General features: G+C 63.9%; 17 protein-coding genes. 7 read left to right on the forward strand and 10 right to left on the reverse strand.

The window, feature by feature from the left end; all coding sequences use genetic code 11:
* Positions 1-127: 127 nt before the first annotated feature.
* The 3 genes from mgrA to ACIGJE_RS11535 all read left to right on the forward strand — a co-directional run bounded on the left by mgrA (position 128) and on the right by ACIGJE_RS11535 (position 2,565).
* Entirely contained in the window at positions 128-1,162 is a 1,035-nt protein-coding gene (mgrA, locus tag ACIGJE_RS11525; protein WP_415084334.1) for an L-glyceraldehyde 3-phosphate reductase, read from the forward strand.
* A gap of 278 nt (positions 1,163-1,440) precedes the next feature.
* Positions 1,441-2,130, forward strand: a complete 690-nt coding sequence (locus ACIGJE_RS11530) for an outer membrane protein (RefSeq protein ID WP_311933431.1) — start codon at positions 1,441-1,443, stop codon at positions 2,128-2,130.
* Positions 2,131-2,235: 105 nt separating this feature from the next.
* Positions 2,236-2,565 carry a YnfA family protein gene (locus tag ACIGJE_RS11535; protein ID WP_311933430.1) on the forward strand — a complete coding sequence of 110 codons (330 nt, stop codon included), beginning with the start codon at positions 2,236-2,238 and terminating at the stop codon, positions 2,563-2,565.
* A 135-nt stretch (positions 2,566-2,700) separates the two neighbouring features.
* On the opposite strand, the gene nagA is transcribed toward ACIGJE_RS11535, so the two are convergent.
* Both nagA and ACIGJE_RS11545 read right to left on the reverse strand, forming a co-directional pair.
* Positions 2,701-3,849, reverse strand: coding sequence for an N-acetylglucosamine-6-phosphate deacetylase (gene nagA, locus ACIGJE_RS11540; RefSeq protein ID WP_483680120.1), 1,149 nt, complete (start codon positions 3,847-3,849; stop codon positions 2,701-2,703).
* A 2-nt stretch (positions 3,850-3,851) separates the two neighbouring features.
* Positions 3,852-4,715, reverse strand: coding sequence for a glucosamine kinase nucleotide-binding domain-containing protein (locus tag ACIGJE_RS11545; RefSeq protein WP_483680122.1), 864 nt, complete (start codon positions 4,713-4,715; stop codon positions 3,852-3,854).
* A 388-nt stretch (positions 4,716-5,103) separates the two neighbouring features.
* Between ACIGJE_RS11545 and ACIGJE_RS11550 the strand changes: the two genes are divergently transcribed.
* Entirely contained in the window at positions 5,104-7,617 is a 2,514-nt protein-coding gene (locus tag ACIGJE_RS11550) for a glycogen/starch/alpha-glucan phosphorylase (protein WP_311933427.1), read from the forward strand.
* A gap of 262 nt (positions 7,618-7,879) precedes the next feature.
* Here the strand turns inward: ACIGJE_RS11550 and ACIGJE_RS11555 are convergent, their stop codons facing one another.
* From ACIGJE_RS11555 to ACIGJE_RS11590, 8 genes are all read right to left on the reverse strand, one after another.
* Positions 7,880-9,823, reverse strand: a complete 1,944-nt coding sequence (locus ACIGJE_RS11555; RefSeq protein ID WP_415084323.1) for a beta-N-acetylhexosaminidase — start codon at positions 9,821-9,823, stop codon at positions 7,880-7,882.
* Between the two features lie 23 nt (positions 9,824-9,846).
* The gene (locus tag ACIGJE_RS11560; RefSeq protein WP_483680125.1) at positions 9,847-10,323 is read right to left on the reverse strand and encodes a GNAT family N-acetyltransferase; all 477 of its coding nucleotides are present in this window, start codon (positions 10,321-10,323) and stop codon (positions 9,847-9,849) included.
* A gap of 12 nt (positions 10,324-10,335) precedes the next feature.
* Positions 10,336-11,283 carry an ABC transporter ATP-binding protein gene (locus ACIGJE_RS11565; protein WP_483680241.1) on the reverse strand — a complete coding sequence of 316 codons (948 nt, stop codon included), beginning with the start codon at positions 11,281-11,283 and terminating at the stop codon, positions 10,336-10,338.
* A 5-nt stretch (positions 11,284-11,288) separates the two neighbouring features.
* Positions 11,289-12,101, reverse strand: coding sequence for an ABC transporter ATP-binding protein (locus ACIGJE_RS11570; protein ID WP_311933423.1), 813 nt, complete (start codon positions 12,099-12,101; stop codon positions 11,289-11,291).
* A complete protein-coding gene (locus tag ACIGJE_RS11575) occupies positions 12,098-12,988 on the reverse strand; it encodes an ABC transporter permease (protein ID WP_483680127.1) in 891 nt (296 codons plus the stop codon). Before ACIGJE_RS11575 ends, ACIGJE_RS11570 begins: the two co-directional genes overlap by 4 nt.
* Positions 12,985-13,968 (reverse strand): ABC transporter permease, encoded by a 984-nt coding sequence (locus ACIGJE_RS11580; RefSeq protein ID WP_415084317.1) that lies wholly within the window; start codon positions 13,966-13,968, stop codon positions 12,985-12,987. Before ACIGJE_RS11580 ends, ACIGJE_RS11575 begins: the two co-directional genes overlap by 4 nt.
* A complete protein-coding gene (locus ACIGJE_RS11585; protein WP_311933420.1) occupies positions 13,968-15,617 on the reverse strand; it encodes an ABC transporter substrate-binding protein in 1,650 nt (549 codons plus the stop codon). The genes ACIGJE_RS11580 and ACIGJE_RS11585 overlap by 1 nt, the downstream gene beginning before the upstream one ends.
* Before the next feature lie 95 nt (positions 15,618-15,712).
* The gene (locus tag ACIGJE_RS11590) at positions 15,713-16,759 is read right to left on the reverse strand and encodes a LacI family DNA-binding transcriptional regulator (RefSeq protein ID WP_311933419.1); all 1,047 of its coding nucleotides are present in this window, start codon (positions 16,757-16,759) and stop codon (positions 15,713-15,715) included.
* 386 nt (positions 16,760-17,145) lie between these two features.
* Between ACIGJE_RS11590 and glgB the strand changes: the two genes are divergently transcribed.
* The 3 genes from glgB (at position 17,146) to glgA (ending at position 22,264) form a co-directional block, all read left to right on the forward strand.
* A complete protein-coding gene (glgB, locus tag ACIGJE_RS11595; protein ID WP_483680243.1) occupies positions 17,146-19,362 on the forward strand; it encodes a 1,4-alpha-glucan branching protein GlgB in 2,217 nt (738 codons plus the stop codon).
* Positions 19,363-19,472: 110 nt separating this feature from the next.
* Positions 19,473-20,744: a glucose-1-phosphate adenylyltransferase gene (glgC, locus tag ACIGJE_RS11600; RefSeq protein ID WP_311933417.1), complete on the forward strand. Its 1,272-nt coding sequence runs from the start codon at positions 19,473-19,475 to the stop codon at positions 20,742-20,744.
* Positions 20,745-20,830: 86 nt separating this feature from the next.
* On the forward strand, positions 20,831-22,264 hold the full coding sequence (glgA, locus tag ACIGJE_RS11605) for a glycogen synthase GlgA (RefSeq protein WP_367624312.1): 1,434 nt from the start codon (positions 20,831-20,833) through the stop codon (positions 22,262-22,264).
* Positions 22,265-22,449 lie beyond the last annotated feature (185 nt).

A 22,449-nucleotide genomic window follows, 5' to 3' on the forward strand; every position in this document is an offset into this window, starting at 1 on the left:
ATTCCACCAAATCGCAAAACGCTTTAGCGGAAACGGTCATCTGAACGGTTGAACAAATGCCAGGGGCGGGGCATTTTGTCAGATGAATCATATTGTAGAACGTTCATTTCCAATTGTGAGAACTGCCATGACCTATGTTGCGGATGAAACGCGTTACGACGCCATGCAATATCGCCGATCCGGCCGATCCGGGCTCCAGCTGCCGGCGCTCTCGCTCGGGCTCTGGCATAATTTCGGTGGCGACATCCCCTTCGAGAACGCCAGGGCGCTCTGCCGCAAGGCCTTCGACCTCGGCATCACGCATTTCGATCTCGCCAACAATTACGGTCCGCCGCCCGGCTCGGCCGAGGAGACCTTCGGGCGTATCCTGAAGACGGATTTCGCCCATCACCGCCAGGAACTGGTGATCTCGACCAAGGCCGGCTACCGCATGTGGCCCGGCCCCTATGGCGAGTGGGGCAGCCGCAAATATCTGCTCTCCAGCCTCGATGCCAGCCTCAAGCGCATGGGTATCGAGACGGTCGACATCTTCTATTCCCACCGCTTCGATCCGAACACCCCGCTGGAAGAAACCATGACGGCGCTGCATGATGCCGTGCGCCAGGGCAAGGCCCACTATGCCGGCATCTCGTCCTACAGTGCTGAACGGACCAAGGAGGCGGCCGCAATCCTGCGCCGCCTTGGTACGCCCTTGCTCATCCATCAGCCGAGCTATTCCATGCTCAACCGCTGGATCGAGAAGGACAGTCTGCTCGGCCAGCTCGAGGCCGATGGTGCAGGGTGCATCGCCTTCACGCCGTTGGCGCAGGGCCTGCTCACCAACAAATATCTCGGCGCAAGCGGCATTCCGGCTGACAGCCGGGCTGCAGCCGGCAAGTCGCTTTCGCCCGACCAGCTTTCCGAGGCGAATCTGGCAAGGCTGCGGGCGCTCGATGCGATTGCCTGTCGCCGTGGCCAGTCGCTGGCCCAGATGGCGATCGCCTGGGTCCTGCGCGATCCGCGCATGACCTCGGCCCTCATCGGTGCCAGCCGGCCCGGACAGATCGAGGACTGCGTTGGTGCCTTGAAGAATCTGGATTTCTCGGCCGAGGAGCTGGCCGAGATTGATCACTATGCCGAGGAAGGCAACGTCAATCTCTGGGCGGCTTCGAGCAAGGGCTGATCGCGAGACAGCTGAACGTCGATCCAGCAGCGGGCCGCTTTGCGGCCCGTTTTGCTGTCAGGACTTGGCAAGGAAACATGCCTGTGTTTCCCTAGAGGCTAATTAGACTTAAGGGCGACATAGTAACAAGCAATCAAATTATTCTTATAAAGCATGAAGTATATTTCATAAAAATCATCCCACTCCGAAATCATCGAAATTTTGTCGAAAATGTGGACATCTAATAAGAATTGTGACAGTGATTTATTGTTGAATCATGTCACGATGGGGTGGGGATCATGAAAAAAATCGTCCTGGCGGCCTTTTTGCTGGCGCCAACGTCTGCTCTCGCTGCAGATCTCGCGGCGACGCCGGTCGAGCCGGTAGCGCCAATAACGCCCTATAGCTGGACCGGTTTCTATGTCGGTGCCCATATCGGCTATGCCTGGGGCAAGGAGAGGGACGATCTGAGCCGGACGCTGCCCGTGCCCGCCGACAGCTTCAACGTCAATGGCGTGCTCGGCGGTCTGCATGCGGGCTACAATGAGCAGTTCTCCAACAATATCGTGGTCGGCCTGGAAGGCGACATCGATCTCAGCGGCATCAACGGCTCTCATACCGTGATCGACGCCAATAACGGCAATAGTCGTCTGCATATGCGCAACCGCTGGCAGGGTTCGATCCGTGCCCGTTTGGGTTATGCCTTCGACCGGGTCCTGGTCTATGCCACCGGTGGTGTCGCCTTTGCCGACATCCGCGAGCGCTGGAACCTGTTTGACGGCGATATCGTTGGCTCCGGGTCCAAGACCAAGGCGGGATGGACCGTGGGTGCCGGCGTCGAATACGCTTTCACCGACAATTGGATCGGCCGCGTCGAAGTACGCTATACCGATTTCGGCAAGTCGCGCTTCCGGGTGGCGCCCGATACCCGCTTCAAGGCCGGCTTCCACGAGACGGTCGCGCTGGTCGGCGTCAGCTACAAATTCTGAGCAGATCGGGGGCGGGAGCGCATGGATTCCCGCCGCCATCTTCGCCGCCTTCCGCCTTCTGCGGCAGCCCGTTAAGCTGACGCGGAAGCGGAGTGCGCAGCCGGCATGAAATCGATTCTGTTCTACGTCTTGGCGGCCGCTGGCGAGATCGGCGGCTGCTATGCCTTCTGGAGCTGGCTGCGGCTGGGCAAGTCGGCCTGGTGGCTGGTGCCGGGCACGGCTGCCCTCGTCACCTTTGCCCTCCTGCTCTCCCAGATCGAGACGGATGCGGCGGGTCGGGCCTATGCCGCCTATGGCGGCATCTATATTGCTGCCTCGCTGCTGTGGCTCTGGGGCGTCGAGGGGATCAGGCCTGATCGCTGGGACCTGGTCGGAGCGGTCCTGTGCCTCGCCGGTATGGCTGTCATCCTATTCGCGCCGCACCGTACCGCTTGATACCAAGTCGCGAAGATGCTTGCGCATCCGTGACTTGAACACCTCGCGATTGTCGATGCCAAATCAGAGATTTGGCGAAAATCGCGAGGCGGAACCAAAAGTCATTTTCAATGACTCTTGGTATGAGAGCTCACTTCACCCAGCCAGCTTGCGGCCACCCACCCACACGCCGCGCGCGGTCAGCTGCTCGTCGAGATGCACCAGATCGGCACGATAGCGTGGCGCCAGGCGCCCGCGACGGCTGTCGAGGCGCAGGAACTGGGCGGGATAGAGGCTGGCCATGCGCAGGGCCTCGCCGAGACCGATGCCGAGATGGCCGACACTGTAGCGCAGCGCCGCATCCATGGTGAGGTCGGAGCCGGCGAGCGTGCCGTCTTCCAGCGTCAGGGCACCGTCGCGCCGCGTGACTTTGCGTCCGTTGAGATAGAAGACATCGTTGGCATCGCCGGCCGTCGGCATGGCGTCGGTGACGAGGAACAGCCGCCCCGGAGCCTTTTTCGCCCGCAAGGCCAGCGAGAGCGAGCCCGGATGCACATGGAGGCCGTCGGCAATGATGCCGACCCAGAGCCCGCCATGATCGAGGGCGGCACCGGTGACGCCGGGGTGGCGGCCCTGCAGGGGTGACATCGCATTGAAGAGATGGGTGATGCCGGTGGCGCCGGCATCCGCCGCCGCCATCACCGCCTCATAGCTGGTGTCGGTATGGCCGAGGCTGACGATCACGCCCCCATCCGCCAGGCGCCGGATCAGGTGAAGCGGCGCGTTTTCCGGCGCTACCGTGAGCAGGACAGTCTCGATGCCGCTGCTCAGAATGAGCTCGACATCGGCTTCCGTCAGCGGGCGGATCAAAGCGGGATCATGGGCACCCTTGCGTGGTATGGAAAGGAAGGGGCCCTCGAGGTGGATGCCCGCCATGCCCGGGACACCGTCGGTGATCGCCTGGCGGGCGGCGGCGATGGCGCTCTTCATGCCTTCGGCCGTATCGGTGATATAGGTGGGCAGCAAAGCGGTGCTGCCGTGGCGGCGATGGGCCGCGACCATGCCCTCGAGTGTCGCGACATCAGGAGACTGGTTGAACAGGAATCCGCCGCCGCCATTGACCTGGGCATCGACGAAGCCGGGGGCCAGCACGCCGGAGGGCAGGGTGGTCACAGCGGCATGGGAGGGAATGTCGGCCCGCGGCACCAGGCCGAGGATGGTATCGGCTTCCACCAGGACGGCGTGGCCCTCGACAAAAGCCTCGCCATTGAACAGGCGCGGGGCGGTCAGTGCGTTGAGCGACATCGTCAGCGCTCCCTCTTTGCCAGGGTCAGGGCCCCTGCCAGGGCATCGCCCCTGGGCGGAACCAGGATCTCGTCATAGCGCACCGGCAAATAGGGGCGATAGGGTTCGGCGAGCCCCCCCATCAGGGCGATCCTGGGCGCGCCCAGGTCCGTCAGGCGATCGAGCATGGCGACGATGGAGCCGGTCGCCCCGGCAATGAGATGGTCCGCCACCACATCCCCGCCGGCGGCCTCGAACACCAGGGGAGCGAAGCGGCCGTAGTCTCTCGGTGTGGCGGTCTTGGCCCAGATCACCGCCTCGTTCGGATCGTCATGAAAATGCGCCAGCAGGCGGCGGGTCAGGTCACTCACCGGACCAAGCAAGTCGACGCTGAGCAGGGCGGCCCGGAGGGCAGAGCGTCCGAGCACGGCGCCGGAGGCATCATCGCCCAGGGCAAACCCCCAACCGCCGACCGAGGTTTCCTTGCCGCTCACCAGGGCCAGGCCCTGCGAGCCCGTGCCGAGGATGAAGATGCCGCCGTCCTCGCCGGCATGGGCGCCGAGGCAGGCGGTGACGGCATCCGAAGTGACCGTCAGGGTCCCATAACCGAAGGGAAAGGCGGCGATACTGTCGGCGAGAGCAGGAATATTGCCGCCGGAAAGGCCGAGACCGGCCCGGACAAGCCGCTTCGCGTCCGGTGCCAGCCCGGCCGCGGCAAGGGCGGCATCGCCGGCCGCTGCGATCGCCGGACCCGCGATCTCGGTGCCGAGAGTGAGATTGGAAGAACCCGACAGGCCTTCGCCAATCAGCTTGTCATCCTCGTCGTAGAGCCTTGCGCGCGTATTGGTGCCGCCGCCGTCGACCGCAAGATAGAGGATACCCGTCATACCTGTCTCCCAGGGCAGAACGCCGGAGCGTTCGATTGCCCTAACTCCTTGTTTCGACGCGGCTTTGCGATTCCTGTCGATCCCACGCAATCGCATGCCTCCGTGTCGGTGGCATATCATCATCGCCAGCGGAATTCAGCCAGGATTCCGTCATGAGTGCGCACTCTCCACGGCCATCGACAACAGCATCGGGTCGTTCTGTGCGCACCATGCACAAGGCGCGAGAGCTATGCAGAACCAACATATGAGATGATCATGGCGGCGTAGCGTGCCAAAATCACAAGATATCAGTGTTTTTGCCTACATCTTATGCAAAAGGGGCACTCGTAACCGGGCGTCACTTGGGTTAAGGACCACCGTCTTGGGATCAACGATCGAGAAGCGACACATGACTTCAACGTTGCACGACAAGCTCTATTCGGCCGAGGCGGCGATGGCTGTCGGTGATGATGCGGCCAAGCTGCCCGAAGCGACCGGCGAGGCACGCGCCTTCCGTGACCTGATCCTCGCCAAGCTGACCTATGCCGTCGGCAAGGACCCGATCGTGGCGCGCGACCATGACTGGCTGCGGGCGGTGAGCCTGGCGCTGCGCGACCATATCGTCGACCGCTGGATGGCGACGACGCGCGGCGTCTACCGCATGGGCGGCAAGCGCGTCTATTATCTCTCGCTCGAATTCCTGATCGGCCGCCTGCTCAAGGACGGCCTCAATAATCTCGGCCTCGTGGCCACGGCGCGCGAGGCGCTGGCTTCTGTCGGCGTCGATCTCGACATGATTGCCGAGATGGAGCCCGATGCCGCCCTCGGCAATGGCGGTCTCGGCCGGCTTGCTGCCTGCTTCATGGAGAGCATGGCCACCGTCGGCATCGCCGCCTATGGCTACGGCATTCGCTACGAGAACGGCCTGTTCCGCCAGAACATCGTCGATGGCTGGCAGACGGAATCGCCCGAGAACTGGCTGCAGAACGGCAATCCCTGGGAATTCCCGCGCCGGGAAGTCGCCTATGAGGTCGGCTTCGGCGGTGCCGTCGAGGCAAGCGATGGCTGGGACGGCTCGGCCATACACAGCTGGAAGCCGGCGGAGACCGTGCTCGCTGTTGCCCATGACACGCCGGCCGTGGGCTGGCGCGGCAACCGCGTCAACACGCTGCGCCTGTGGTCGGCCCGCTCGCTCGATCCGATCTCGCTCGACGCCTTCAATGCCGGTGACCATATCGGCGCCCTGAACGACCGCACCAAGGTGGAGTCGATCTCGCGCGTGCTCTATCCGGCCGATTCCACCCCGGCGGGGCAGGAACTGCGCCTGCGTCAGGAGTATTTCTTCACCTCGTCCTCGTTGCAGGACATCGTTCGCCGCCACCTGCAGCAGCATCGCGACATCAAGACCCTCCCGTCCAAGGCGGCGATCCAGCTCAACGATACGCATCCAGCCATCGCGGTGGCCGAGCTGATGCGTATCCTGATCGACATTCACGGGGTCAACTGGGCCGATGCCTTCGCCATCACCCGCGAGACGATCTCCTACACCAACCACACCCTGCTGCCCGAGGCGCTGGAAACCTGGCCGGTGCCGCTGATCGAGCGGCTGCTGCCGCGGCACATGCAGATCATCTACGCCATCAATGCCCGCGTGCTGACCGAGGCACGCGAGAGCGGCGCCTCCGATGCCATGATCGCCACCGTCTCGATCATCGACGAGAGCCATGGCCGGCGCGTGCGCATGGGCAATCTCGCCTTTGTCGGCTCGCACAAGGTCAATGGCGTGTCGGCTCTGCATTCGGAGCTGATGAAGGAGACGGTGTTCCGCGACCTCAACACGCTGTTCCCGGGCCGCATCACCAACAAGACCAATGGCATCACGCCGCGGCGCTGGCTGATGACGGCCAATCCGGGGCTGACCACGCTGTTGCGCGAAACCATCGGCGATGCCTATCTCGACGATGCCGAAAAGCTGGTGGCCTTGGAGCCCTACGCCAAGGACGCTGCCTTCCAGGAGGCCTTCGCGGCGGTAAAGCATGCCAACAAGGCGCGGCTGGCCAAGGTGCTGCAGCAGACCGTGGGCCTGCGCGTCGATCCCTCGGCGATGTTCGACGTCCAGATCAAGCGCATCCACGAATATAAGCGCCAGCTGCTCAACATCCTCGAGACCATCGCGCTCTATAACGCCATCCGCGCCCATCCCGAGAAGGATTGGGCGCCGCGCGTGAAGATCTTTGCCGGCAAAGCGGCCGCGAGCTACACCGCGGCCAAATATGTGATCAAGCTGATCAACGACGTCGCCAAGGTGGTGAATTCGGATCCGGCCGTGCGCAATTTGCTCAAGGTCGTCTTCATGCCGAACTACAATGTCAGCCTCGCCGAGGTGATCATTCCGGCGGCCGACCTCTCCGAGCAGATCTCGACCGCGGGCCTGGAAGCTTCGGGCACCGGCAACATGAAGTTCGGTCTCAACGGCGCCCTCACCATCGGCACGCTCGATGGCGCCAATGTCGAGATGAAGGAGCATGTCGGCGACGAGAATATCTTCATCTTCGGCCTGAAGGCGCATGAGGTCGAGGAGAAGAAGCGCCAGGGCCGCAATCCTGCCGACGCCATCGCGGCCTCGCCCGCTTTGGCCGAGGTGCTCGACGCGGTGGAAAGCGGCGTGTTCTCGCCGACCGATCGCGAACGTCATCGCGGCACGGTGCAGGCGCTGCGCTCCAGCGACTGGTTCTTCGTCACCGACGATTTCGACGCCTATGCCGCCATGCAGCGCAATGTCGATGCGCTCTGGGCCAACAAGGCGGCCTGGCGCGAGAAGTCGATCCTCAACGTCGCCCGCATGGGCTGGTTCTCCTCGGACCGCACCATCCGCGAATATGCCGACGAGATCTGGGGCGTGCAGACGACGCCGGTGGAATAGATGTCACATATCGTTTGCGGGCTTATGGATTTTGAGAGGCAGACGCCGCCCCTCACCCTTACCCTCTCCCCGTGAGAACGGGGCGAGGGAGACCTCGGCGATGAGTTTAATGACAACACGGTCTCATCTCGCGCAGCGGTCGAGCAAGATCTAAGGCTTGAGGAAAGATCGCGAGCCAACGTCCCCCTCTCCCCGTTCTCACGGGGAGAGGGTAAGGGTGAGGGGCGGCGCAAAGCCCCGTCGGTATCGCCTCAGCCCTGGGTTACGCCCTGATCCCGTAGAGCAGCGGCATCAGACCGACCATGGCCCTGAAGCGATCCCAGGATTTCCTGGGCGGGGTCGTCCATCCGGTTTCCGCAAGAGCCGAAATGCGGGGGAAGATCAGGCGGTCGAACACGCCCCTGTCGGTCATCGGTTCAGACCAGATACAGGTCTGTACGCCCAGGAAATGTTGCCTCTGGGTGTCTGACCAGCCTTCCACCGGATCGAAGCCATAGATCTTCTCGGCGTCGGACCAGCCGGCCCAGCCGGCGCCCGGTTCCGACCAGGCCGGACTGTTGGCCATGTCCAGATAATAGACCTGTCCGGGGCAGACGACGATGTCATAGCCTTCGGAGGCGAGTTTGGCGCTGATCTCCACCGTGTGCCAGCCATTGAGGTAGCAACTGGCCTTGTCGATGCCGCCGCCATGTGCGGCCTCTTCCCAGGCGCCCGTGATGCGGCCCCTGGCGGTCAGCGAGGCCTGGACGCGCTGCAGGAAATGGGCCTGCAATTCGGCGGTGCCGCCGCCCCCCAATGCCTTGAGATGTGCCATGGCCTGGGGAGAGCCTTCCCAGGCGCCCGCCGGGACCTCGTCTGCGCCGACATGGATGGTGCGGGAGGGAAACAGTTCGAGCAATTCGTCGAGGAGCTTTTCCACGAAGGCGTAGGTCTCTTCACGGGCGGGGTTCAGGCAGTTGTTGGGAAAGCCCTGAATGGAGAAATATTCGCCCTGTTCGTCCGGGTCGCGCAGCGAGGGCAGGGATTGCAGCACCGAGTAGCAATGGCCCGGCATGTCGATCTCCGGCACGACGTCGATGCCGAGGCGCGTTGCGAGATCCACGATCTGCCGGATCGCCGCCTTGGTGTAGTAGCCGCCCGTAGGCGCCGCGCCGGAGCCGAGGAGAGAGGGAATGGCCAGGCCATGGCCGCGCCAGGCGCCGGTGGCGACCAGTTCCGGATAGGCCTCGATCTCAACGCGCCAGGCCTCGTCGTCGGACAGGTGCCAGTGGAAACGGTTCAGCTTGTTCCAGGCGAGAACGCGCAGGAATTGCGCGATCTCGGCCGAGCCATAGAACTGGCGGGCGACGTCGAGATGCGTGCCGCGCCAGCGGGCCCAGGGTTCGTCCCGGATCTCGCCCTCCAGCGGGAACAGGAAGGTCTGCGGATGGAGGCGCGCGCCGCGCAGCATCTGGCCGAGCGTGATCAGGCCGTAGAGGAAGCCGGCATGGCTCGCGGCCGTGAGCGTGACACCGTCTTCCGCGAAGAGGATCGAATAGGCTTCGGCGGCCGTGCCGTCCTGGCGCCGCAGGGCAACGGCGAGTCCACCTTCGGCCTCCGGCCGTACGATGCCTTCGACCGGGAAGAGGCTGGTCGCCAGTTCGTCAAAGGCGGCGATGGCCCGGCTGGCCTCATCGCAATCGGGCTGGGGGGCAAGCCCCAACGGCACGCCGCGCCGGCCCGTGACCGAAACCTCGTTCGGCCAGGGCACGATGGAGATGGCGGCGGGCGCGATATCCGGCACCGGATAGACGTCCGCGCCTCGCTTGGGGGAGGCGTTGTCGCCACTGGACCGGCTGGGCATGACCGTGACCGGCAGGTTGGTTCCATCGTCGAAGACGACATAGGCGGTGTTGGTTCCGTCCGTCCAATGCCGCAGCGGGTAGCTGAGGCCCCGGGCGGTGACGGTCCAGGCCGTGTCCGGATGCAGGACGAACCCTTCGGGTGGCGCGAACTCGGCATAGTTCGACAGGCGGGTTCGAAGCGAGCCGCCTTCGATCGTGGCGGCCGGGTCGATGCGTCCCGGCCCGCTGATGCAGAGCCGGAAGCCCGATATCGGCCTGTCCGACGCATTGGTCAGGGTCAGGGCATAGGCGAGCGGCCGATCCTCGCCGGACGGCGTCCATTGGGTTTCGAGACGAAGAAGATTGCGCACGGATATCGTCATGAAAGTCTCTCGAAGGGCAAGGATCAACTGGAAGCTTTGAGGAGACCGGCGAAGATGCCGGGCGTGGAGTCGGCGATCGGTGTGGCGCCGACCGTACGGGCATAGAATTCCACCGGCCCGACATCGCCGATGGCGGCATAGGCATAGCCCTGCGCGCGCATGTCGTTGAGGCAGGCGAGGAGCAGGGCATGGCCGAGGCCGCGGCCGCGCTCGGCCTCGTCCACGCCGGTGGGGCCGAAGAAGCCCCTGGCGGTGGCGTCGTAGCAGGCAAAGCCGAGCAGTTGTCCGTGCCTGACCGCAATGAAGCACGAGACCGGTTGGCGGCAGAGAGCCACGGTCGCCTCGCTGGCCCAGCCGGCGGTGAAATGCCGGCGGATCCACTCCGTTATGGCGGCGAGCTCCGGGGGCAGGGCGCGCCGGAGGGTGACGTCGGCATCGTCGAGGCGGGCGTCCAGCGCCTTGTTCGGGGCGAGGTCGTAGAGTTTGACGAGAAGGTCCATGCAAAGTCCTGTTCAGTCTGAAGCGTTGTGGTCCGCAGATCCGGGCATCCGGACGAAATGGTTCGGGCCCGCCTGTTCGACTGTGTTCGAGGCGGGACGCGAAATGCGGCGAATGTCTTCGGCGCGCCTGAGGAAGGCACCGCTTTGGCCCGGGATGAACGGGCGGTTCGGATCGGGAACGGCGGAGAGCAGCAGCTTGGTGTAGGGGTGGCGCGGATTGGTGATCACCGCCAGGGCATCGCCCCATTCCACCATCTGTCCAGCGAACATCACGACGATTTCTTCCGCCACATGGGCCGCCGTGGCGATGTCGTGGGTGATGTAGAGCAGAGCCAGGTTGCGTTCCCGCTTGATGCCGGCAAGCAGGTCGAGAATGCCCTGCCGGATCGAGACATCGAGCATCGAGGTGGGCTCGTCCGCCAGCAGGACCTGCGGGCGAACCGCAATGGCGCGGGCGATGTTGACCCGCTGGCGCTGCCCGCCGGAGAGCTGATGCGGGAATTTGCCGATGGTCAGCTCGGGATCGAGGCCGACGCTCTCCAAGAGCTGCTTCACCCCCGCCCGGCCTTCGGCGCGTCCCCGGGCATGGCCATGCAGCAGCAGGGGGCGGATGAGGTGATGGCCGATGGAAAAGACCGGATTGAGGGAGGCGAAGGGATCCTGGAACACCATCTGCACCGCGCGCCGATAGGCCTTTTCCTCTGCGCGGCTGCCGGCCAGCGTGACGTTCCGGTCGTGGAAGTGCAGCGCTCCCCCGGTCGGCTGGTCCATGCGGGCGATGATGCGGGCGCAGGTGGTCTTGCCGCAGCCGGACTCGCCGACCAAAGCGAGGGCCTTGCCCGGCACGAGCGACAGGGTGATGCCGCGCAGCGCCTGCACGGCGCCGAAGGAGCGGGTGATGTTCTCCAGCCTGATGATCGGGGTCGCTGCCGGTTGCAGGCGGGTGGGGGTGGCCAGCATGTTCATCAAAGGCTCCCCTCGAGATGGCGGGCCGTGGGCAGGACCGGGATGGCGCTCCACAATTTGCGGGTATAGTCGTGGCGCGGGGCCGTGCTGATCTGAACGGTATCGCCGACCTCGACGAGTTCGCCCTTCAGCATCACCCCGATGCGATGGCAGATCTGCGCCATCAGGTGCAGGTCGTGGGTGATGAAGAGCACCGAAAAGCCCTGGCTCTGTTGCAGGTCCACGACCTGTTCCAGGATTTCGCGCTGCACCACGACGTCGAGCGCAGTGGTCGGCTCGTCCATGATGATCAGCTCGGGATGAAGCGCCAGGCAGATGGCGATGACGATGCGCTGGCGCATGCCGCCGCTGAACTGGTGCGGATAGTGGCCGAGGCGATCGGTGGGAATGCCGACCAGGCGAAACATGTCCTCCGCCCTGGCCCGCGACTGCGCCCGCGAATAGCCCTTGTGGAGACGGAGCACGTCGTGAAACTGCGCTTCCACGCGCAGCAGCGGATTGAGGGAGTTCATTGCGCTCTGGAAGACCATGCCGATCTTGCGCCAGCGGATATGCCGGAGTTCGTCCTCCGGCAGGGCCAGGATGTCCTGGCCGTCCAGCAGGATGCGGCCGCCTCTTGTCCAGGCCGGCGGCTTGGCGAGGCGCGTGATGGCATAGGCGATCGTGCTCTTGCCGCAACCGGATTCCCCGGCAAGCCCGAAGAGTTCGCCGCGACGGATCTGAAAGGAGACCTCCCTGACGGCCTGGAAGGCCCCCTTGTCGGTGAGGTAGTCGACGCTCAGATTCTGGATATCGAGAAGCACCTCGCTCATGACCCGCTCCTCGACAGCCGCTTGCGCCGGTTGCTCAGTTGCAGCCAGCGGGTCAAGGCAGGACCGGAGCGCAATTGCGGATTGGCGATCTCGTCGAAGGTGAAGTTGACGAGCGACAGGCCGAGCCCGACCAGCATGATGCCGATGGAGGGCGTGGCGATGTCCCACCAGGCACCGACGATGATGGCAGAGGAGTTCTGCGCATTGTAGAGCATGGTGCCCCAGCTGACGTTCAGGGGATCGCCGAAACCGAGATATTCCAGCGTCGTCTGGGCGACGATGGCGTAGATGACGCTGCCGACGAAGTTGAGGGCGATCAGCGGCAGCAGGTTGGGCAGGATTTCGACGAAGACGACACGCCAGCTCGGCTCGCCGATCATGCGGGCGGCAACCACGAATTCGCGGTTGCGCAGCGCCAGCGTCTGGGAGCGCGTCATGCGCGCGCCCCATGGCCAGGACGTCAGGGCGATGATGGTCATGATGGCGACCGGGCCGACCTTGCCTGCGAAGGAGGCGAGCAGGATCAGGAGCGGTATGTTGGGAATGACCAGCACCGCATTGGTGAGGAGGTCGAGGGCATTATCGGTGCGACCGCCGAAATAGCCGCCGAACAGGCCGAGCAGCGTGCCGAGGGCCGTGATGGCCAGGCCGGTGGCAAAGCCCACCGCCAGCGAGGAGCGCGCGCCCCAGACGAACTGGGCGAAGACGTCACGCCCCATCTTGGTGGTGCCGAGCACATGTTCGGTGCTGGGGGGCTGGTGCGGGCGACCGACACGGGCCGCCGGGTCGTTGGGGGCCAGGACCGGCGCCAGCAGGGCCGTCAGGCAGAGCAGCGCGACGATGACCAGGCCGAAGACGGCTTTCTTTTGTTTCAGCACGGCGTTCATGCCCTGGCCTCCCCGATGCGCGGATCGATCACGCCATAGACGAGGTCGACCAGGAGATTGGCGCCGAGCGTCGCCAGCGTCATCAGGAGGAGCTGACCCTGGATGACCGGATAGTCACGCGCGACGCTCGCCGTATAGAGCGTCAGGCCGAGGCCCGGATAATTGAAGACGATCTCGGTGACGATGGAGCCGCCGAAGACCGCGCCCAGGATCAGGGCAAGGTTGGTGAGCACGGGCAGCAGGGCGTTGCGGGCGGCGTAGTTGAACATCACGACCATTTCCCTCAGGCCCTTGGCCCGGCCCATGGTGACGTAATCCTCGCCGAGCACGGAGATCATGCTGGTGCGCATGGTGGTCAGGAATTCGCCGATCAGTGCAGGCGAAAGCGCAAGGACCGGCATGGCTGCGTGGAGGAGGACGCTGCCGATGAAGCCTGGCGAGAAGGACGGATCCAGCGATGGATCATAGGCATAGCCCACCGGCAGCCAGCGCAGGGACACGCCGAAGACGAAGAGGATCGACAGGCAGATCACCACCGGCGGCACCGATTTCATCACGATTGCCAGCGGCGAGACGATGGTGTCGAGACGTCCGCCGCGGCGCCAGGCCGCCAGGGCACCGAGAAGGCAGCCGACAATGAGCGAGAAGGTGATGGCGCCGAAGATCAGGAAGGCGGTCCAGCCTGCGGAGCGGGCGAGGACCTGGGTGACGGTCTGGGGATAGTATTTGACCGATACCCCCAGATCGAACGTCGCCAGCCCCTGCAGATATTCCAGGAACTGGCTCCAATAGGACTGGTCCACCGCACCGAAGCGGGCGCGGATGGCATCGACGGCCGCAGGCGTGGCGCGCGGGCCGAGTTGGGCGATCATCCCGTCGACAGGGCTGCCGGGCATCAGCCGCGGCAGCAGGAAGTTGACCAGGATGGCGAAGATGAAGGCGGTACCATAGACCGCCAGCCGGCGGGATGAGAGCCGCATCAGTCGGCATTCGCCACTGGCTTCAGGCGTAGCAGATGCATGAGCCTGATGCGGTTGTCGTCGTGGTTCTCCGGATTCATCGCGGGATCGTCCTTGGTGACCCAGCCGGTGAAACGCTTCGAACTGTACTGATACCAGGTCGGGCCGTTGAACAGGGGAACCATGGGGAAATTATCGGCGATGTGGAGCTGGATCTTGCCGAAGATGGCTCGGAAGTCCGCATCCTTGGAGGCGCGCTTATAGTCCTCGAACAGCTTGTCGAGGTCGGCATTGCTATAGCGCGAGGCGGCGAAGGACGACCGGCCGACAAAGGGAGTGGCGAGGGTCTGGTAATAGGCGCGGAACGGGGTGGGGCCGTCGGGCCGGGACTGGAACACGGTGTCGTAATTGCCTTCGACGATCTGCTTGTTCCACTGCTCATATTCGGGTGTGGCGACCGAAGCGTTGATGCCGGCCTTGCGCAGGCCCTCCACGCCGATCTGCACGGCGTCGATCCAGTCCGTCCAGCCATTCGGCACGGCGACGGTGAAGGCGATCGGCTCGCCCTTCGGGGTCTTGCGGAAGCCGTCGGCACCCTTGGCGTAGCCCGCCTCGTCGAGGAGCTTGTTGGCCTTGTCGACGTCATAGCCCATCCAGGCGTCCTGGCCCTGCTGGGCCTGCGGATTGGCCCAATTGTCGAAATGCAGCGGCAGGCCGGTCGCGTGGGGATTGACCTGTGGGTAGCCGAAACCGGCGATATCGACCATCGATTTGCGGTCCATCAGCAGGCTGACGGCCTGGCGGAACTTGATGTCGTCGAAAGCCGCCTTGTTGCCCGGATTGGTGGTCTTGAGGTTCATCTCGAAGGAGACGGTATTGGCGGAGGGCTGCCAGTAGCCATTATGCTTGGGATCGAGCGAGACATAGGTCTTTTCGATCTCGGGCAGGAAGGAACCGAACCAGTCCATGTTGCCCTCGGGCAAGGTCGCCAGCATCTGGTCGTTGCCGCTGATCTGGGGCAGCTTCAGGCAATCCACCTTCAGATGCTCGGCATCCCAATAGTTGGGATTGCGGCATTGCTCGTAGACCTGCGGGGTGAAGCGGCGGATTTCGGTCATCGGGCCGGAGCCGACGGGATTCTCATTCTTGTAGGCGAAGGGATCGCCGACGCCCTTCCAGACATGCTCGGGCACGACGGTGAAGTCGGCGAGGGACTCGGGGAACTGGGAATCGACGTCCTTGAGATTGACCTTGACCTGGTTGGGCGCGGGCAGCTCCACCGATTGTACGGCAGCGCCGACCCCGACGATGTCGATGGAAGGGTTCTTCATCATCAGGTCGAAAGTGAATTTGACGTCCTTGGCGGTCAGGGGCTGCCCGTCCGACCATTTGACGCCGTCACGAATGGTATAGGTGACGGATTTGAGGTCATCGGAGAACTTGTAGGCGGTGGCCAGGCGATAGATCGGCTTGCCGTTGTCGTAGGCGTTGAAGATGACAAGCGGCTCGTAGATGAAGTCGAGCGTGCTCTGCCGACGGCCAGCCGCGTCGAAGGGGTTGAAATTGCGCACCCAGCTGGTCTGCTCCTCGATATGCATGGTGAGCAGCGCCTCCGCCGAGGCATTGCCGATGATGGTGCTCGCGCACAAAGCGATCAGGATGCGTTTCATGGTCCACCTCCGTTATGGGATCGATCCCACATTTGTTTATGGTCATTTCACAACCCATCCCGGCCGGCACATGGTGCTGGGCGGGGCGGGCCGTCCTACGCTCTTGTTGCCTCCGCGGCGTGGTCCGTCCGGTGTCCTGCCGAATGGGGGATGACGCTTTCCCGGACGATCAGCTCGGCGGGAATGACGATGTCCTCCGGTGTGAAATTCCTGTCGGCAATCATGTCGAGCAGGAGTCTTGCAGCCGTCTGACCGGCTATGTCCGTCGGCTGGCGTATGGTCGTCAGCGACGGGGTGAGATGCCTCGCGTGAAAATTGTCGTCGAAGCCGAGGAGGGAGATCTGTTCCGGCGCCCTGACGCCGTGGTGGCGCAGCGCCAGCAGGACGCCGGCGCCGATGTCGTCGTCACCGGCAAAGATGGCGCTGACCTGCCGGCCCGACGCCAGCAGCCGTTCCGTGGCTTCGTAGCCGAAGCGCTCCTTGTAGTCGCCGGCTTCCAAATGGATGTCGGCCCGGCTCATGCCGGCTTCCGCCAGGGCGGTATCGATGCCGCGCAGGCGCTCGCGCGTGTCGAAATAGGTGAGGGTGCCGGCGAAATAGGCGATGTCGCGATGGCCCATGGTCAGCAGATAGCGCATGCCGTCGAGCGCGCCGTTGTAATTGTCGATGCCCACCCTGGCCCAGGCCAGCGAGGTTGGCTCTCCGCCGATCGCCACGATCGGGATATCGGCCTTCGCCACCACTTCCTTGACCTCGTCGCTCACGGCATTTTCGAGATAGAGGATCAGGCCGTCGCAGGAGCGGTCGATCAATTCCAGGATCGCCCGCGCTTCCTCATGCGCCTGGGCGTAGCCCGAGGCGAGCAGGATCGACTTGTCGGCGGCGCGGCACACGCTCTGCATGCCGCCGACCATCTGGGCGTAGAAGGGGCTGGCGACGTTGACGACCACCGCGCCGATGATCTCGGAACGATTGGAGCGCAGTCCCCGTGCCATGGTGTTGGGCCGGTAGCCCAGTTCCGCGATGGCCGCCTCCACCGCCTGGCGCGCATTGTCCGAGACATAGCCATTGCCGGCAATGATCCGCGATACCGTCGATCGCGAAACACCGGCCCGCCTGGATACGTCTCTGATCGTGGCCACCAAGGCTCCGCTGATGCATTGTGGGATCGATCCCATATCTAGAGCCCATGTTGGAGACGATGTCAAATCACCCCGTGGATTTTCGATTGACCCTCGCCGGGTGGTCGGCGCCAGCGCTTCTTCGAAGGTCGCCGACGGCGCGCTATGAGGCCGGAACCACCAAATTTTTCACCCTGCAGCAGCCTCGGCATAACCCATTTGGGCAGGCTGCGTTTAATCGTTGACCGTTGTAGCAAAAGCCCTAGCTTGTGTTCGAGAGGATCACAGGAAGACGCCTGGTCCCGGCAAGTCCAGGCGTTTCGATCCGGTTCGAAAAGGGGTCGTAGCGCTTGGCAAAGACAACGAAGACGAACGCTCCCGTCGCCAGAGCCGCAAAGCCGGCACCCTTGGCCAAGCGGCCGGCCAGCCGCAGCAAGACAGCGGATTGGCGTTTGTCCGAAGTGGAAGTCGCCGCGCTCGCGGCCGGGCGTCATGCCGATCCTTTCGCCGTACTCGGCCCGCATGAGACACCTGCCGGCCTCGTCATCCGCGCCTTCATTCCCAATGCCGAGACGCTGTCGGTGCTCGCGCCCAATCTGGTCGGACCCGTTGCCCTGGAGCGGCGGCATGACGATGGCGTCTTCGAAGGCCTGGTGCCCGACAGCGTCGGGATCTACCGCCTGCATGCCGTCAATGCGGGAGGGCAGTGGGAGGTCGAGGACCCCTATCGTTTCGGGCCGCTGCTGGGCCAGGTCGACGACTATCTGCTGACGGAAGGCACGCATCTCCGGCTCTGGGACAAGCTCGGTGCTCGTCCCCTGCAGCATGGCGACATGGAGGGCGTGCATTTCGCCGTGTGGGCGCCGCATGCCAGGCGAGTGTCGATCGTCGGCGATTTCAACGACTGGGACGGCCGTCGCCATCCCATGCGCAAGCGCGTCGATACCGGCGTGTGGGAAATCTTCCTGCCCGGTGTCGGGGTCGGCGCCCATTACAAATACGAGATCATCGGTCCGAATGGCGCGCTGCTGCCGCTGAAGAGCGATCCCTTCGCCTTTGCCAGCGAATTGCGCCCCGGCACGGCCTCCCGGGTCGCCTCGTCGGAGCCCTTCGTCTGGACGGACCAGCAATGGCTCGAGGAGCGGGCGCACCGCGATGCGAGACGGGCACCGATGTCGATCTACGAGGTGCATCTCGGTTCCTGGAAGCGCGGCGAGCACCAGCGCTTCCTCAGCTACGACCAGCTTGGCGACGAGCTGATCGCCTATGTCCAGCATATGGGCTACACCCATATCGAATTGCTGCCGGTGACGGAGCACCCCCTCGACGCGTCCTGGGGCTACCAGCCGACCGGCATGTTCGCGCCGACCAGCCGTTTCGGCTCGCCCGAGGGGTTCGCCCGTTTCGTCGACCGTGCCCATGCCGCTGGCATCGGCGTGATCCTCGACTGGGTGCCCGCGCATTTCCCGACCGACTCGCATGGCCTCGCTTGGTTCGATGGCAGCGCGCTTTATGAGCATCCCGATCCCCGGCGCGGCTTCCATCCCGACTGGAACACGGCGATCTATGATTTCGGCCGGCGCGAGGTTGCCAACTTCCTGATCGCCAACGCCCTGTTCTGGCTGGAGCGCTACCATATCGACGGGCTGCGCGTGGATGCCGTCGCCTCCATGCTCTATCTGGATTATTCGCGCCGGGACGGAGAGTGGCTGCCCAATGTCCATGGCGGGCGTGAGAACCTCGACGCCATCGCCTTCCTGCAGCGCATGAACAAGGAAGTTTATGCCGCCCATCCCGGCGTGATGACCATCGCCGAGGAATCCACCGCCTGGCCCGGTGTGTCCAAGCCCGTGCATGACGGCGGTCTCGGCTTCGGATTCAAGTGGAACATGGGCTTCATGCATGACACGCTGAGCTACATGCAGCGCGAGCCGGTCTATCGCCAATATCATCATGACGACCTGACCTTCGGCCTCATCTACGCCTTTGCCGAGAATTTCGTGCTGCCGCTCTCCCATGACGAGGTGGTCCATGGGAAGAATTCCATCGTCAACAAGATGTCCGGCATGGAGGGCGATAAATTCGCGACCCTTCGGGCCTACTACGCACTGATGTGGGCCTATCCCGGCAAGAAATTGCTGTTCATGGGGCAGGATTTCGGTCAGCGCCGCGAATGGAACGAGAATGTCGGGCTGGACTGGGACCTGATGCAATATGGCCCGCACAAGGGGCTGAGCGATCTCGTGCGCGATCTCAATCATCTCTATCGTGGCCGCGCGGCGCTGCATCAGCGCGATTGCGAGGGTGACGGCTTCGAGTGGATGGTCGTCGACGACAATGCCAATTCGGTGTTCGCCTGGGCGCGCTATGCCACCGATGCGATGCCGATCGTGGTGGTGGCCAATCTCACTCCCGTCGCGCGCGACGACTATCTGCTGCCCCTGCCGCTGGCCGGGCAGTGGTGGGAAATTCTCAACACCGACTCCGAGCGTTATTTCGGGCTCAATCGAGGCAATTCCGGCGGAGTCTATGCTTATGCGGGCGATTGGAAGAGCAAACCGGCGTCCGCGCGTATCAATCTGCCGCCCCTGACGGCCATCATGCTGGAATGGGCGGGGAACTAGGCTGGGGAGTGGGCGTTGCATGTCTTTGGAGAGTCGCGGCTCCGCGATAGGAGCCAAGGCTGAACAAGAAGGCAGCAGTGTCATCCCGGATTATCAGTGGGAGGAACTGTATGACGGAACCGAGGCATTCGAAGGGTGGGCCGCTGGCACGTTCGGCCATGGCTTATGTGCTGGCCGGAGGCCGCGGCAGCCGCCTGATGGAACTGACCGACCGGCGCGCCAAGCCCGCGGTCTATTTCGGAGGTAAGAGCCGCATCATCGACTTCGCCCTTTCGAACGCGATCAACTCGGGCATCCGTCGTATCGGCGTGGCCACGCAATACAAGGCGCATTCGCTGATCCGCCACCTCAATCGCGGCTGGAACTTCCTGCGGCCGGAGCGCAATGAAAGCTTCGACATCCTGCCGGCCAGCCAGCGCATTTCCGAGGACATGTGGTATCGCGGCACGGCGGACGCGGTCTATCAGAACCTCGACATCATCGACGGCACCGGCGTCGAATACATGGTCATCCTGGCGGGCGACCATATCTACAAGATGGACTATGAGCTGATGCTCAAGCAGCATGTCGAGCAGAACGCCGATGTCACCATCGGCTGCCTCGAAGTGCCGCGCATGGAGGCTACCGGCTTCGGCGTCATGCATGTCGACGAGCAGGACCGCATCGTCGCCTTCGTGGAGAAGCCCAAGGATCCACCCGGCATTCCCGGCAATCCCGAAATGGCCCTGGCCTCGATGGGCATCTATGTCTTCTCGATGAAGTTCCTCACCGAGGAACTCAACCGGGATGCCAACGATCCCAATTCGAGCCGCGATTTCGGCAAGGACATCATTCCCCACATCGTCAAGAACGGCAAGGCGGTGGCGCACCGCTTCCCGGCGAGCTGCGTGCGCTCCGAGCACGAAAAGGAATCTTATTGGCGCGACGTCGGCACGGTGGACGCCTATTGGGAGGCCAATATCGACCTCACCGACGTCGTGCCCGCGCTCGACCTCTACGACCAGGAATGGCCGATCTGGACCTTCGCCGAAATTACGCCGCCGGCTAAATTCGTGCATGACACCGAGGGACGGCGCGGCACCGCGATCTCCTCGCTGGTGTCCGGCGGCTGCGTCGTCTCCGGGGCAACGGCCAAGCACTCGCTGCTCTATACCGGCGTGCGCATCAACTCCTATTCCAGTGTGGAGAATGCCGTGATCCTGCCCTATGTCGAGATCGGGCGATCGGCACAGCTCAAGAATGTGGTGATCGACCGCGGCGTGATAATTCCCGAGGGCCTGGTCGTCGGCGAGGATCCGGAACTGGACGCCAAGCGCTTCCGGCGGACGGAAAAGGGCATCTGCCTGATCACGCAGCCCATGATCGACAAGCTGAAGCTCTGACGACACGATCCAGGGCATTTTCCGGCGGAGCCACAGGCTCATCGGCCAGGAAAATGCGTCAAAACAAGAAGTTAGCGCTTTCGATGATCAAAGTTCTCGCGGTTGCGTCCGAAATCCATCCGCTGATCAAGACGGGGGGGCTCGCCGACGTCGTCGGCGCGCTGCCTGCTGCCCTGAAAGGCCATGACGTCGCGGTGACGACGGTCATCCCCGGCTACCCCGCCGTGATGGCGGCCAGCACGGCCTGGGAGACGGTGGCCAAGCTGCCGGGGTTCTTCGGTGGTCGCACCGCCATCAAGCGCGCCACCATCGGCGAGCTCGATCTCCTGGCCGTGGATGCGCCGCATCTGTTCGACCGACCGGGAAATCCCTATGTCGACGCCGATGGGCGCGACTGGCTCGACAATCCCCAGCGCTATTGCGCCCTGTCGAGCGCGGCGGCGGAAATCTGCCACGGTCTGGTCAAGACCTATCGGCCCGACATCGTGCATGTGCATGACTGGCAGGCGGCGATGACGCTGGCCTATCTCAACTACACCGATGCCGTCAGGCCGAAATCGGTGATCACGGTGCACAACCTTGCCTTCCAGGGCCAGTATCCCCGCTCGATCCTCGGCAGTCTCGGCCTGCCGCAGCGGGCCTTTGCCCTGGACGGGGTCGAGTATTACGGCATGATCGGCTTCCTCAAAGCCGGGCTGCATTTTGCCGACCGCATCACCACCGTCTCGCCGCGCTATGCCGCCGAGATCAAGACGGCGGAAGCCGGCATGGGGCTGGAAGGCCTGCTCGCTGGCCGCGCCGATGTGCTCTCCGGCATCGTCAACGGCATCGACGAACGGGTGTGGAATCCCCAGACCGACCCGAGCCTGGCCGTGAATTACGATGCCAAGTCCCTCGCCAGGCGTGGGGGCAATCGCAAGGCACTAGAGGAGCGTTTCGGCCTCGATCACGACGACTCGCCGCTGTTCTGCCTGGTCAGCCGCCTGACCTGGCAGAAAGGCATCGACATTCTCGCCGAGGCGTTGCCGCATCTGGTCGCCTCCGGCGCGCGGCTGGCCCTGCTCGGTTCCGGCGATCGGGAACTGGAGGGCATCTTCCGCCAGGCAAGCCTTCAGCATCGAGGGCGCGTCGGTACGGTGTTCGGTTTCGACGAGGCGCTCTCGCATCTGATGTTCGGCGGCTCGGACATGACCCTGGTGCCGTCGCGCTTCGAGCCTTGCGGCCTCACCCAGCTTTACGGCCTGCGCTATGGCTGCATTCCCGTGGTGGCACGTGTCGGGGGGCTCTCCGACACCATCGTCGACGCCAATGATGCCGCCTTGACGCTCAAGGCCGCCACCGGCGTGCAGTTCCAGCCGATTACGCCGGACATGCTGCGCGATGCCATTTCGAGGGCCATCGCGCTCTACCACGACAAGCCCGTGTGGCAGGCGATGCAGCGCCGCGGCATGGGGCTGGACCAGTCCTGGGATCTCAGGGCTGCCGGCTATGCCAAGCTCTATCGCGAGTTGGTGGCGTGAGGAGAGCTCGGCCGCGGTTTTTGAGGGGAGGAGCCGCCCCTCACCCTTACCCTCTCCCCGTAAGAACGGGGCGAGGGGGACCTCGATGTCGCGACTTATCCAGCGGGCGCGACGTCTCGCATCGAGGCATCACGCTTGGCGCCCCTCGCCCCGTTCTTACGGGGAGAGGGTAAGGGTGAGGGGCA

This window comes from Labrys sp. E2SS-1L (assembly GCF_057073705.1).

Coding starts and splice junctions, on each gene's coding strand:
- ACIGJE_RS11575 (WP_483680127.1), bottom strand. CDS start 12,988: ATGAACGCCGTGCTGAAACAAAAGAAAGCCGTCTTCGGCCTGGTCATC.
- ACIGJE_RS11545 (WP_483680122.1), bottom strand. CDS start 4,715: ATGACGGGTATCCTCTATCTTGCGGTCGACGGCGGCGGCACCAATACG.
- ACIGJE_RS11555 (WP_415084323.1), bottom strand. CDS start 9,823: ATGACGATATCCGTGCGCAATCTTCTTCGTCTCGAAACCCAATGGACG.
- glgC (WP_311933417.1), top strand. CDS start 19,473: ATGACGGAACCGAGGCATTCGAAGGGTGGGCCGCTGGCACGTTCGGCC.
- ACIGJE_RS11560 (WP_483680125.1), bottom strand. CDS start 10,323: ATGGACCTTCTCGTCAAACTCTACGACCTCGCCCCGAACAAGGCGCTG.
- ACIGJE_RS11535 (WP_311933430.1), top strand. CDS start 2,236: ATGAAATCGATTCTGTTCTACGTCTTGGCGGCCGCTGGCGAGATCGGC.
- mgrA (WP_415084334.1), top strand. CDS start 128: ATGACCTATGTTGCGGATGAAACGCGTTACGACGCCATGCAATATCGC.
- ACIGJE_RS11580 (WP_415084317.1), bottom strand. CDS start 13,968: ATGCGGCTCTCATCCCGCCGGCTGGCGGTCTATGGTACCGCCTTCATC.
- ACIGJE_RS11550 (WP_311933427.1), top strand. CDS start 5,104: ATGACTTCAACGTTGCACGACAAGCTCTATTCGGCCGAGGCGGCGATG.
- ACIGJE_RS11530 (WP_311933431.1), top strand. CDS start 1,441: ATGAAAAAAATCGTCCTGGCGGCCTTTTTGCTGGCGCCAACGTCTGCT.
- ACIGJE_RS11585 (WP_311933420.1), bottom strand. CDS start 15,617: ATGAAACGCATCCTGATCGCTTTGTGCGCGAGCACCATCATCGGCAAT.
- ACIGJE_RS11565 (WP_483680241.1), bottom strand. CDS start 11,283: ATGCTGGCCACCCCCACCCGCCTGCAACCGGCAGCGACCCCGATCATC.
- ACIGJE_RS11570 (WP_311933423.1), bottom strand. CDS start 12,101: ATGAGCGAGGTGCTTCTCGATATCCAGAATCTGAGCGTCGACTACCTC.
- nagA (WP_483680120.1), bottom strand. CDS start 3,849: ATGTCGCTCAACGCACTGACCGCCCCGCGCCTGTTCAATGGCGAGGCT.